This is a genomic window from Chamaesiphon polymorphus CCALA 037, assembly GCF_003003845.1.
GTDB lineage: Bacteria > Cyanobacteriota > Cyanobacteriia > Cyanobacteriales > Chamaesiphonaceae > Chamaesiphon > Chamaesiphon polymorphus.
This window is the reverse complement of the sequence record NZ_PVWO01000140.1, coordinates 1-12,077: the sequence shown is the minus strand read 5'-3', so window position 1 is coordinate 12,077 and position 12,077 is coordinate 1. Positions and strand designations below refer to the sequence as shown.

Sequence of the window (12,077 nt, the reverse complement as noted above, 5' to 3'; positions counted from 1 at the left end):
CAAAACATTTTACAGTTATTGAACTTTCCAGTTGAGATTTATACTTGCCTTGGGCCACAATCTGATGACCCTCCCTGCAAATGAGCGAACCGTAAGTCTAAAATGAGAATACCGCCACTAGGTACGAACTAGCGGCGGTATCAAAGTCAAAATCTATTACCAACCATCATGTCACAAAAAACAGAAACAGACCTACGCGAACTGAAAGACCTGATCAACGCTCTAGACAAGAAGATCGATCTAGGCTTTGCAGAAGTCAAGGGAGAATTTAAAGAAGTGAACGCACGCTTAACCCTAGTAGAAGCCTCTATCACCAAGCTTGACGGGCGACTATGGGGATTTATAGGTCTAGCCCTAACCGTCACCCTTGGATCGCTCCTAACCGTCTTCATCCGGTTCATGTTCGCCAATACCCCTAACATCTAATCCCTATCGTCGCTATAGCCTGAATCCCGCTTGCGGGACTGAAACCCAGCTCGTGATGATAATCGGCCTATTCCCAAAGTCGCTATAGCCTGAATCCCGCTTGCGGGACTGAAACATATTGAAAATCCAAATCCCGATCCGACAGTCTCAACCGCGATCGATCGAACCCGATCTTTCACGATCGCCAACTTCTGTCCTTTGGACTCGGCAGATGCTACAAACGATGGGGAGAGATAATTAGCAAATTTTGAAGACACATCCCACCTGGCATTCAAGTTAAGCTAATAGAAGTAAGCCCAAACCTCTTGAAGTAGCAACCGCTGAAGATCGAATGCTTTCTTACCAAAAACTACCTCAATGGCTCCAAGTTAGTTTAGCGTTTCCGTTGATTTTTCTAAATGGCTGGCTAGTTGGGCTACTTTATCATTTCTTACAGCCGATTTCTAGTATCGTCATTACTGCTTGTTTGGTAACATTTTTACTAGATTATCCGATCGCCTTCTTGGAACGACGCGGGTTCCCTAGAGCTTTGTCGATCGGGTTAGTGTTGGTTATCGCGATTGCCCTAGTCGGCGCGGTCGGCTTTGGGCTGTTGCCGCTGGTGTTTCAACAATTAGAAGAATTTGTCAATCGCCTACCCGCTTGGCTGACTGCCGCACAGCAGCAGGTTGCTAACCTCAGTACGCTGCCGATTTTCCAAGATATTCCGATCGAGCTGACTAATTTAACCGCCGGATTGAGCGAGCGAGTCACTCAAACTCTACAACTAGCCTCGCGCAAAGCGATCTTCCTTGCGGTGGAGACAATTAACAGTGCCTTAAATTTACTGTTAATTTTGGTGCTGACGATCTTATTGGTGTTTAGTGGCGAATCGTTGTGGAATGGATTGTGGAGCTGGCTGCCAACACCTTGGTACGAGCGAGTTCAAGACTCGCTCAAGCAAAGTTTTCAAAGTTATTTTGCGGGTCAAGCGATCGTCTCCACGATCCAGGGGATCTCATTGATGACGGTGTTCTTACTGCTACAGATTCCGTTTGGATTGTTATTTGGTTTGACAATTGGATTTGCCAGTCTGATTCCCTTTGGCGGTACCCTGACGATTATTGTCATTAGCTCGCTGCTGGCTCTCCAAAACATTTGGTTGGGACTCAAAGTGTTGCTAGTCGCGATCGTCGTCGGTAAGATCATTGAAAATGCCATCGCGCCTCGGTTGATGAGCGGCATGACTGGACTCAATCCAGCCATTGTGTTCATCTCTGTGCTGACGGGATCTCAAGTAGGCGGACTGCTCGGACTCCTACTTGCCGTGCCAATTGCAGGGTTTATCAAACGTATCGCCGATGCTCTCAAGGAGAGACTCAGACAACAAGAGGGCAGCTCAAAGCTGGATGCGGATCTGTTGAGAGTTGATTAACAACGCAGACTTGGCACCAGATCGGCAGCAGCACAGCGGATCCTAAATTAGAGAACGAGTTCGCCATTGCGAATCGTTTGCGCGAGCAGATAGATTTGTTTCCATTCGCCCTCCACCTGATTGGTTTTGATGTGAAGATCTTTCGCGATCGTCGCGATTGCCTCTCCAGCTTTAAGACTGGTGAGAATGTATCGCTGCTTGGGGGTTAATTGTCGATCGAAAGATTTCCACTGGCTGTCAGTCAAACCCAAATTATGTTCTGGCAACGAGATCCCAAGCCATTCGCCGACGATCTCAGTTTGGTGCTTAATTGCTAACGCTTTGGCGTGGTAAGCCACTTTTTCCCGCAGTCGATACACATCCTTGAGATCTAGTTGTAGAGTTGCGGCAATCTCTTCGGGATTTTTCCCGAGTAAGTGCAATCTCAGCCACTCACTAGCATGAGTACCTAATTTTTCAGTTAAATAGATCGACAGTCGCTGTTGGACTTCGGCGCGGAGAATTTGGGCTTCTTCCCAGTCGTGCTGTGCTAGATTGTCCTCCATCAGCACGTAGTCGATTAAATTAACTGCTGGTTCTTCATCACCCTCTGCTGTGGCTTCCGCCGAAACCATTTTGACGAAATTGTCTGGAGGAAGATACGTTACGCCACCACTTTGACTCCGCCGTAGATAATTGACAAATCGATAGGCAATTAATGGTTGGTTGCGAATCGATCGCGAGCAATATTCCTCGATCGTCACTAGCAGTAAGGAGTTACGGAGCTGGGGATTTTTGGTACATTGAGAAATCCACTCGATCTGCTGTTGAATGTATTTGTCGCGCTCGGTCATTTCTTGCACGACTTCTTGCAATACATCTACTACCGTTCGCTGCCGATCGCGACTAGTAGAAATCCAAGCGCGAATCTTTTGTCGCAATACTGCCAAACCGCCCAATCTTTGCATCAGATTTTTGTAAGCTTTGGTAGGTGGTACGCTTAAATAACGTTGGCGCAAGACTTGATAACGATATTCCCATCCTTGAGTGACGATCGCCATTTGTGCCGCACTGAAGCGATGGCATCTGTCGAGATCTGCACCCATCAACCACCGAATAATACTAGTTTGGGTAGCGGTACTATGTCCGGGACACTCTCGATGGAAACGACTGTGCCACTGCTGGATAGTGTTAACAATCTCCTCGTCGCTGCTGTCATCGATGCTCGGATTAGCCACGCTACCGCTCTCCTGTGGTTGAGATGATGATAATTTAAGATTGCTATTTAGACTTTTTGTCGATCGACGATCGGCGATACTAAGCGATCGAACTGGAGCTTCTAAGGTGTTACCAGCAGCAATAGTAGACATGGTTTTTCCTCCATCAATAAAATGAGTTGAATTGAATTTCAACTACCGATAATTCTGTTGTTTGAATAAATGGCGATGCGATTTTATGTCTCGCTCGAACTTCATGAACCAATAGTATGCAAATCGATCGAATTACACAGTGGGAAAAAGTGAGCAAAGGTGTTGTATTCGATCGAAATTATTCAATTTGACTAAATTATCTATGGCCGATCGCGCTCGATCGCATGTCTGGGGCTGGTTCCAGTCACTAACATAGTTGCCGGATATCTGCATCCAAACAATACAAACTAGTCTGGACAACCGGATTTTTAGTACAAAAAATCGCCCCGGATCGGAGCGAAAGCTAATTTTCGGAGAAATTCTGAGAATCTAAAAAGCTGACTGGGAGAGAGATTCAACTGTCGATCTGACTTAGGTGCGATCGCACGATCTGACTTTTTATGACCTTTTCTCACTGTGTGAAGCAGGAGGAAAGACTATCTTAGTAATTAACCAAAGTTGCTAGTAGTCTACGGCGTAAATCGCTCCCCGCTGTCTTGATGCGCTATTCCGTCGGGAAACCCGACGAGCGCGCATCGCTCCCCGCTCCCATCTCTAGCTTTTCATACTTGAATTCAGCAACGCCGCTCAGAGCTATGGAATCACACAATATCGACCCCAAAGGAGAAATTACCGCAATCGCCGCAGACATTTATATCTGTGTCGATCGTGGAGATTTAGCTGGCGCGATTGCTCACCTCGATCGCGCGATCTTTTTTCATCCCGATCTCGCTTATTTGTATGCAGAGCGGGCTAATTTTTATGCCCAAATCGGCCAAATCGATCGATCGATTGCTGACTACGATCGCGCGATCGAACTCCAACCCCAAAATCAACTCTTTAAACATTGGCGCAGTCAACTCGACGATCGAATCTGGGGTTCTCTCGCTAAGGATTGAGCGCGAAATTCGATCGACAACGGGAGTAGCTGCAACTTTGGAGCCTACGCTCGACCTCGTATTGCGACGCACAAACAGGGAATCTGAAAATTTAGCAGCCTCCCCTCTTGACTCTCACGTTAGGTGAGGGTTTTAAGATAGGAGCGTTAATGTTTCTCATGAATGAGAGTTTAAAAAAAGTTGCACCCATGGAATCTATCACTTTTCAAGTCGGCGATTTATCGAAACGAACGGGCTTGTCGATCCGGACGCTACACTACTACGATGAAATTGGATTATTATCGCCATCCCATCGGACAGAATCTGGCTATCGCGTTTATGACAAGCAAGATATCATCCGGCTCCAGCAAATCGTCACCCTCAAGCAAATTGGGTTTTCGTTAGAAGATGTGCGCAGTTGCCTGGATAATGGCGAGCGTGCCTTTGCCGAAATGGTTCGATTGCATATTGCCAAAGTTCGCAAACAAATCGAGCTATCTCAACAGCTTCTAGACCGCTTAGAAACTGTCGAACAAACTGCCACAAAACTCGATACAGTTCCGGTTGAAGAAGTTCTCCAAATTATCCAAGTTATGGACATGCTCGAAAACTACTATAGTCCCGAACAACTCGAAACCCTGAAGCAACGTCAAGAACTATTGGGAGAAGATAGAATGCAGCAGGCACAAGTCGATTGGGAAGAGCTAATCGCCCAAGTTCGAGCGGAAATGGAGCGGGGAACAGACCCCGCCAGCGAAGTGGTACAAGCTTTAGTGCGCCGTCGGCAAGCTTTAATTCAGGAGTTTACGGGTGGCGATCCTGAAATCGAAGCAGCCTTGAATCGGATGTATGAAGAAGGAGGAGAGACGGTTAGCAATTGGGGAGAAAACGATGCCGCCTTAGCATCCTATATGGAGCGCGCACTGCGTTGCGGTGCCTACACGACTTGGCAAGTTACCAAGAAAGAAAATTCCAATTGACCTATTTTCGTGGTAGACCTCTTTGTCTAGCTAAGATTTAGGCTGGTTGGCAAGCTTGATATTCAAGGATGATTATTTTCTCTGGTCGTAACTTGCCAAGTGCTGTGCCTAAGGCAACGCGCTTTTCTGCGATCGTACCTTCTTCACCTTTACCCTTTACCCTGTCTTGTTACAGCGACAATCGATCGAGTTTATCGGGATTGCGAATGGCATAAATTTCGGCAATTTTTCCATCCCTTATCCTCACGGTCAATGTTTGCGCCACCAGATTGCCAGTTTGCAGGATAACGCTCGGTTCGCCATTTAGTTCGATCGCAATTACTTGTAAATCTGGTGGTAATTGTTTCATCACATTCGACAGAAAGCTAATAACTCGATCGCATCCAAATATTGGTTTGAGTGCCGCAGTTGCCTTACCCCCACCATCGGAATAAAACTTACAATCTGCTGCCAGCAATCGTATCAAACTGTCTAGATCTCGTCCGTTACAAGCAACTAAAAATTGTTGTAATAGTCGAACTTTCTGCTCCATTGACATCTCGTATCTTGTTTGCTTGCGATCGATATTAATCCTGGCACGATGGGCAATTTGGCGACAGTTTTGAGGACTTTTATCGATCGTATCGGCAATTTCGGCATAGTCGAGATCGAAGACATCGCGCAATAAAAATACCGCCCGTTCGACTGGAGTTAAAGTTTCTAACATCAACATAAATGCCATGCTCAGGGTTTCTTTCTGGGAGATTGTTTCGAGTAAATCTCCCGTGGGCAAAGGTTCTGGCAACCAAGTTCCCACATACTGTTCCCGTTGTACTCTGGCAGATTTGAGCAGATCGATACAACGGCGCGTGACGATCGTAATTAATAATCCACGGGGATTGACGATCGTCGCTAAATCCAATTTCTGGAATTGCAAAAAGGTATCCTGGACGATATCTTCGGCATCTAAACTACCTAACATCCGATAGGCAATGCCAAATAATAGCGATCGATATTGCAAGAACAGTTCGGCGTGGTTCATAGGGCGTGCAGAATGCGTTGTGTAGCAGCGATCGCACTGGCAACCGCTCGATCGCTCAACATCCCTTTATCGCCCACCCAATCGCCTGCTAGATGGATGTTAGGCATTTCGATCTCGATCGACTTTTTCCCTGGTAGATCTTGGGCGACTGCCAAATTTGGCATGAATCTCGCATGGATGACTTCCTGTTGCCAACCAGGTTGGAGTCGATCGAGAAAAGCTTCTAATTGCGATCGCAATTCCGTTGCGGGCAGATCGTCATCGTGGCGCAGATAACGCGCCACATGGACGACAGCACCAGATTCAGGAGCTAGTTTACTATAAGCCGAATGGACAGAGTAATAGAAGGGTCGATCTAAACCGATCGCGAATGTGCGATCCGGTTGCGGCAATCGCCGCAAAGCCAGATCCAGACAGGCTGCCCGAATGGGTATGGTGGGAAACTCTACACCCAGCAATTGCTGTACGGTAGTCGGATCTGTTGCGAGAATTACATGCGCTGCGGTAATCGTGTTGCCATCTGCCAGTTCCACCGTGGGAAATGAGCCAGAGATCTTCACCTTACTAATTTGCTGCGCTGTCAACAACTTCGCCCCAAACTGTTGAGAAATACCGACTAATCCATCGACTAAAGTTTGCCAACCGCGATCGAGATACAACACGCCACCTAAACTGAGCTGAAACTGCTCGATCGCCAATCCCGCATCTAATAATTCTAAATCGGCACAATAGGTTGCTAGCCGCAACACCGCTTGGAAAAACGCTTTAACACTTTCGCCCCGCACATTTACCGCCAGCCACTCGGCCATCGTGCGACCCCGTTGTTCGATCGGATTAAGACTCGTCAACCGTTGGAGCGATCGGATCGTTTCCCATTTTTCCGTCCAGGTAAACAGGCTCGATCTCAATAATGTCAAAGGACTGAAGGGAATTGGCTGCAATGTATCTCGACTGTAAACCGATCCCTGGGCGACCTTCGGTTCGCCACCCACGATCTGCAAACCCAGTTCGCGATAGGTACGCGCCGCAATCCCTTGTTGGTAGAGCGCGTGAGGGCCGAGATTGAGGCAGAAATCTGACTGATGCTGAGTCCGCGATCGACCGCCCAAAGTTGCCGCTTTTTCCAATAACACGACTTGTTTCCCCGCTTTGGCAAGGATCGCACTAGCTGTCAATCCGGCCAATCCACCACCGATAATCAGTACGTCTGTTGTTGCCATATATCCTCTGGAATAGTTGATATATAGCAGTCGAGGTAGGGCGAGATTTTGTGACAAGCGGGTTCGATCGTCAGTATGTCCGGTGAGATCGATTACCGACGATGATTTCCCAAAAGGAAAGCCACGCGAACGCGCGATTACCTCGTGGCGCAGCTACGCCAACGAACTCCAATCTCACAATTGACTCTTTAAATATTAGGAAATGGCGTTGCTGGATTAGGGTATGAAATTGATAGTGATGGGGTTGGGAGTTCGGAGGAATCAGTTAAGTTATTTTGACAATAAAATAAAACCTCGTCCTTAGTGATTCCTACTCGATCGAACTGATTAGCATCAATTACATCGCTCGCCCGAACTACCGTTACTTGAAACCCTGCATCTCTCAAGCGTTCCTCAAAATCCCATCCATAAAAGCGAACATGATCGTGTTGACCAAAACGCCTTTCACGCTCTTTTGAATCGGTTACTCCTAGATCTTCGTCAGTGCGTTTATTCATCCGAATAGGCACTAGAAATATGGCCCAACCACCAGAAGAAAGCACACGCATCAATTCACTTAACGCTTTTCTATCGTCCGGAACGTGTTCCATCACATGGCTACAGAAGATCGCATCAAATGAATGATTCGGAAAAGGCATATCTGTGATGTCCACCTTAACCATAACTTGTGGATTAAACAAATCGCCTGTCAAATAATCAAGATTTGCCACTTGTTTTAGTCTCGGCTCGAAAGCGATCTCAGGTGCTATGTGTAGCATTTTTTTCGGCATTCCATCAAAGAGATTGGTGTGATGTTGCAGGAATAGCCACGCAAATCTTTGCCATCTCATTGATGCACAGACTGGACACCATAACCTGGCTATGTGTCCAAAGCGTTCGTATTCACGAATATGACTTTCACAAACTGGGCAGTAACAATTTTTCCCGTAGAAGAAAACTTTTTTAAGCTGCTCGGGAAGACCAAGTAGCACTCTCATCTTAATCCGAGATAACAGCATCTGACGGTGACGAGAAAGACTAAACAGTTTAATTTCAGATAGTTGAAAGCCCATAAACTTCTATTCTCCTGTGTTGAAGTTGAACGACTTATGTTTTAAATCGAGGTGGTAAAGGGTTCAGAAGTTCTTGAGATTAGTTGATGTATTCTTTTCCCAGAAATACCCTATTTCTGCAACATTGCTACTTCTCCACCTCCTCTACCCATAGCTGCGATTATCCAAGGATAGGCTTCGCCAACGACCAAAACGTTGCGATGAGTTGTGATGGGGGTAGACTTGTGACTCGATCGAGTGTCGATCTCTTTTAGTTGAAGTTCCGACAGAGATTATAACTCGATCGCTGATGTCAGAGATGTTTGCTAACCGATTTAACGTTGCTGCTGCTACGCTAACGCGCCTAATTCCCGCAGGGCGATTTGTTGTGCTTTGAGTTAAACCCTTACTCCTTTAACGATCGTACCTTCATAAAGTTGAGCTGCTGCGCTTTAGCCATCGCCATCGCTCCCTATCTCTCGTTCGATAATTTCCTTCACAAACACAGAGATTTCTTTTTCTATACCGCTCGCTCTTTGCTTTAATCTTTCATATATTTCAACATCATCTCCTTCCCACAACAGATCTACTCTCCTAACTTGACGCATTGCAATATGAGCATAATTTTCTGGATATGCCCAGTAGCACGATAAGCAAATAGATTTATCTTTAACACCAATCCAATTTTCGCAATGCTCGCACGACCAAGATTTTGCTCTATTTGCAGAGCCGCACAGCAACATAAAGTTTTCTGGCTCTAAATCTGGTTCGCCATCAACTTCAAAAGGGACACGATGGTCTATTTGTAACTCACTTTTGCTAACTTCCTCTAGATAAATAAAGCATTTACAACCGTATCGCCTAATCAACTCATCTTTAATCTGTTTTGATAAACCAGTCCTACCAGAGAATCTCGAAAACCTAGCTTTGCTGACATCTCCAAATCTATAAGCCGCTATTTTTCTGCCGTCGCTTCCTGTTACTCGAAAGGTTTCTAGTGGAATACCATGCTCTCGAACATCTCTAGCAGCCCTGGGAGGATGATTATAGCCATATGTTTCCTTTAAGTCTTCGGTTGTAATAAAGCCATATTGCAGAATATGGTCGATAACTGCCTTTGGTCTTTTTGCAGTCACTGACTGACAAAGTTGCACGAAGTCATCGGGTAGCTGTTGAGAAGTGTTCATGCTTTTCTTGGAGCGTCAGTTGCTTTGGCGATTTGCTAATATATCTTTTCAGATCTGCAAATTGTTGGCTTACTAAATCTGGTGACAAATACAAAGACTCTATTGTTGTTTCCGCTCTACCTAGCAGTGTTGATTGCGAAGATCTTCCAACTTCGATTTCAATTCTCTTAAGTCTTAAGCTTTCGGGTAACAACCTACCGAAAGTTTTATTCCCTAGCCTACCATCATAACTAATTGCAAATGCTATTCCTCTTTCATTTAGGTGTTCGAGTGCTAAAACGAAATCCTCAAAGTCAATGCCAGCAAAATATCTTGAATCTTTATTTCCACACACACCTTGATAAGGGGGATCCATATAAACAAAGTCATTGCTCTGGGCTTTGGTTAATACCTGTTTATAATCCAACGATGTAAACTGACATTTGCCTTTGAGAAGTCTGGACACTCCCTCTATATTTTTTCTCATAGTTTCAGGCTGCGTTCCTTTTCGTCTTTTGTCAGGACTTTGATTGAATAATCCTTCAGAATTATAACGAACAGCCCCTTTCACACATCTGGCAAGTAAATATAGAAATAGATTTGGATCGTTTGTTTGATTGAATTTTTTTCTGACTTCAAAATAATGGCCGATCGAATCTGAATGTTGTTCGCTCCATATATCAAGATAGGCATCTGCCAAATCTTGTGGATGTTCGATAATTAGCTCGAACAATTTGACAAGCGGCTGATTCAAATCGTTTAACCAAAAGTTTTGAGCACTTTGTTGGGCAGCAGCAGCGATGCTAATTGCCGCAGTTCCAGCAAAAGGCTCGACTAACCTCTCTATGTGGTTAGGCAAAAACCTCAGAATATGTGTCGCGAGGCTGCGCTTACTGCCCTGATATTGAACTGGATGAGGTAAATTAGCCATCGCGATCGAAGAACAAATGAGCTTACAGGAGTTTATCACGAGATTTAGAATAGATTGCTCAGCTTCGAGTTTTTGCTCGATCGGGAATCGAGAGCTGAGATGACTAACTGTAGCCGATGCCAGAGATCTTTGCTAACCAATTTAGTGTTGCTGAGGCTACGCCAACGCGCCTAATTCCCGCAGGGCGATTTGTTGTGCTTCGGTTAAACCCGTCACGCCTTTAACGATCGTGCCTTCGTAGAGTCGATCGGTTGTCAAAACTTTCACGCATTCGCCCGTGCGAACGTCCCAAATCCGCAAATTTTCATCGTAACTACCACTTAATAATAAATAGGGTGTCTCTGGGTTGGGACAAAAGGCGATCGAGGCGACATAATCGGTGTGTCCGGTGAGGGTGCGATAACAACTTTGAGTATCGAGATCCCAAATTTTGATGGTCAGATCGCCGCTACAACTGCCTAATAACGAGGGCGCGCCCTGAATGGGATGGCGGGCGAAGGCGATGTGATACACTTGGTCGGTGTGTCCGGTCAAGACCATCATACATTCCCCCGTCTCGACGCTCCACACTCTTACCGTGCCGTCTAGACTGCCACTGGCTAATAAATCGCCGTCTGGACTGAAGGCAACGCAGTAGACTTGTCCTTGATGTCCTAATAATTTTCGTTCCGTTCCCGTGTCGCGATCGCATAGTGTCACCATTCCATCTTCGCCACCAGTCGCGATCGATCTGCCCTGCGGATGGGCTGCTACGCCCCAGATATAACCGCGATGGGACGTGGTGAGGGTTTGGATCGATCGGGGTGGTTCGACACTCCAGATGTGGATATCGGGACTATCGCCCGCCATTACTAATTCTCGACCCGACTGGCTAAATACCGCACCGATAATCCAGTTAATCCCTGGCGTGAAACTCGCCACGATCGCACCCGCGCGTGTATCCCATAGATGTACCGTCGGTTCAAAACTAGCACAGGCGAGGATATCTGGCAATCCGGTGGGTGCGAATTCGATCCACCAAATCCAGTTATTATGACCGGAAAGCGTGTGCAAACAGGTTTCGCGATCGACATCCCACAGCCGCACGAGCCGATCGTTCCCGCCGCTGGCGACGATCGAGCCATCGCTATTCCAGTTGACAGTTCTAATCCCCCGATCGCTGCCCTGAATGGTTCGAGCGCATTGTCCGCTCTCGATTTGCCAAATTTTGACCGTGCGATCGGGGCTACCGCTGACGATCGTTTGTCCGTCTTGGCTCCAGGCGACGGCGATCGCCCAGTTAGTGTGTCCAGCTAGGGTTTTCAGACATTTTCCGGTCGCGATCTCCCAGATTTTCACCAACCCATCGCCGCCGCCCGATAGGATTTGCCTACCGTTGGGATGAAAGGCGCAGCAAAATACCCGCTCTTGATGTCCGGTAAAGGTTTGCAGGCATTCCCCCGTGGCGGCATCCCACAGCTTGAGCTGGGCATCATCGCCGCCGCTGACGATGAGGGTGCGCCCGTCGATCTCTCGAATAGCCACCGTCCGAATCTCGGCTTCGTGCCCAGTTAATGTCCGCACGCAGACTCCCGTCTCTAAATCCCAGAGTTTGAGCGTCAGATCCGCACTACCTGTCACCA

At 46.7% G+C, this 12,077-nt stretch carries 11 protein-coding genes; 4 read left to right on the top strand and 7 right to left on the bottom strand.

The annotated features are described in order from the left end of the window. The first annotated feature begins 168 nt into the window (after window positions 1-168). Window positions 169-426, top strand: a complete 258-nt coding sequence (locus C7B77_RS12710; RefSeq protein WP_106305043.1) for a hypothetical protein — start codon at window positions 169-171, stop codon at window positions 424-426. Between the two features lie 331 nt (window positions 427-757). Next, on the top strand, window positions 758-1,840 hold the full coding sequence (locus tag C7B77_RS12705; protein ID WP_106305040.1) for an AI-2E family transporter: 1,083 nt from the start codon (window positions 758-760) through the stop codon (window positions 1,838-1,840). A 47-nt stretch (window positions 1,841-1,887) separates the two neighbouring features. On the opposite strand, the gene C7B77_RS12700 is transcribed toward C7B77_RS12705, so the two are convergent. Then, entirely contained in the window at window positions 1,888-3,189 is a 1,302-nt protein-coding gene (locus C7B77_RS12700) for a HetZ-related protein 2 (RefSeq protein WP_181243841.1), read from the bottom strand. Between the two features lie 539 nt (window positions 3,190-3,728). On the opposite strand from C7B77_RS12700, the gene C7B77_RS12695 reads away from it, so the two are divergent. Both C7B77_RS12695 and C7B77_RS12690 read left to right on the top strand, forming a co-directional pair. Beyond that, window positions 3,729-4,127, top strand: a complete 399-nt coding sequence (locus tag C7B77_RS12695) for a tetratricopeptide repeat protein (RefSeq protein ID WP_106305037.1) — start codon at window positions 3,729-3,731, stop codon at window positions 4,125-4,127. Window positions 4,128-4,315: 188 nt separating this feature from the next. After that, window positions 4,316-5,086, top strand: coding sequence for a MerR family transcriptional regulator (locus C7B77_RS12690; protein ID WP_106305046.1), 771 nt, complete (start codon window positions 4,316-4,318; stop codon window positions 5,084-5,086). A gap of 169 nt (window positions 5,087-5,255) precedes the next feature. Here C7B77_RS12690 and C7B77_RS12685 read toward each other — a convergent pair whose 3' ends face one another. The 6 genes from C7B77_RS12685 to C7B77_RS12660 all read right to left on the bottom strand — a co-directional run. Then, complete coding sequence (locus C7B77_RS12685) at window positions 5,256-6,107, bottom strand: RNA polymerase sigma-70 factor (protein WP_106305034.1); 852 nt, start codon at window positions 6,105-6,107, stop codon at window positions 5,256-5,258. After that, the gene (locus C7B77_RS12680) at window positions 6,104-7,327 is read right to left on the bottom strand and encodes a phytoene desaturase family protein (protein ID WP_146138299.1); all 1,224 of its coding nucleotides are present in this window, start codon (window positions 7,325-7,327) and stop codon (window positions 6,104-6,106) included. Before C7B77_RS12680 ends, C7B77_RS12685 begins: the two co-directional genes overlap by 4 nt. Window positions 7,328-7,515: 188 nt before the next feature. Further along, complete coding sequence (locus C7B77_RS12675; protein ID WP_106305028.1) at window positions 7,516-8,379, bottom strand: class I SAM-dependent methyltransferase; 864 nt, start codon at window positions 8,377-8,379, stop codon at window positions 7,516-7,518. Between the two features lie 431 nt (window positions 8,380-8,810). Next, on the bottom strand, window positions 8,811-9,545 hold the full coding sequence (locus C7B77_RS12670) for an HNH endonuclease signature motif containing protein (RefSeq protein ID WP_106305025.1): 735 nt from the start codon (window positions 9,543-9,545) through the stop codon (window positions 8,811-8,813). Beyond that, window positions 9,517-10,455 (bottom strand): Dam family site-specific DNA-(adenine-N6)-methyltransferase, encoded by a 939-nt coding sequence (locus C7B77_RS12665; RefSeq protein WP_106305022.1) that lies wholly within the window; start codon window positions 10,453-10,455, stop codon window positions 9,517-9,519. Before C7B77_RS12665 ends, C7B77_RS12670 begins: the two co-directional genes overlap by 29 nt. Window positions 10,456-10,611: 156 nt before the next feature. Beyond that, the coding region (locus C7B77_RS12660) for a WD40 repeat domain-containing protein (protein WP_245894175.1) at window positions 10,612-12,077 on the bottom strand (1,466 nt) is incomplete at its 5' end.

Excerpts from the sequence above, each read along its gene's own strand:
- C7B77_RS12710 (WP_106305043.1), top strand. The coding sequence starts at position 169 with ATGTCACAAAAAACAGAAACAGACCTACGCGAACTGAAAGACCTGATC.
- C7B77_RS12705 (WP_106305040.1), top strand. The coding sequence starts at position 758 with ATGCTTTCTTACCAAAAACTACCTCAATGGCTCCAAGTTAGTTTAGCG.
- C7B77_RS12700 (WP_181243841.1), bottom strand. The coding sequence starts at position 3,189 with ATGTCTACTATTGCTGCTGGTAACACCTTAGAAGCTCCAGTTCGATCG.
- C7B77_RS12695 (WP_106305037.1), top strand. The coding sequence starts at position 3,729 with ATGCGCTATTCCGTCGGGAAACCCGACGAGCGCGCATCGCTCCCCGCT.
- C7B77_RS12690 (WP_106305046.1), top strand. The coding sequence starts at position 4,316 with ATGGAATCTATCACTTTTCAAGTCGGCGATTTATCGAAACGAACGGGC.
- C7B77_RS12685 (WP_106305034.1), bottom strand. The coding sequence starts at position 6,107 with ATGAACCACGCCGAACTGTTCTTGCAATATCGATCGCTATTATTTGGC.
- C7B77_RS12680 (WP_146138299.1), bottom strand. The coding sequence starts at position 7,327 with ATGGCAACAACAGACGTACTGATTATCGGTGGTGGATTGGCCGGATTG.
- C7B77_RS12675 (WP_106305028.1), bottom strand. The coding sequence starts at position 8,379 with ATGGGCTTTCAACTATCTGAAATTAAACTGTTTAGTCTTTCTCGTCAC.
- C7B77_RS12670 (WP_106305025.1), bottom strand. The coding sequence starts at position 9,545 with ATGAACACTTCTCAACAGCTACCCGATGACTTCGTGCAACTTTGTCAG.
- C7B77_RS12665 (WP_106305022.1), bottom strand. The coding sequence starts at position 10,455 with ATGGCTAATTTACCTCATCCAGTTCAATATCAGGGCAGTAAGCGCAGC.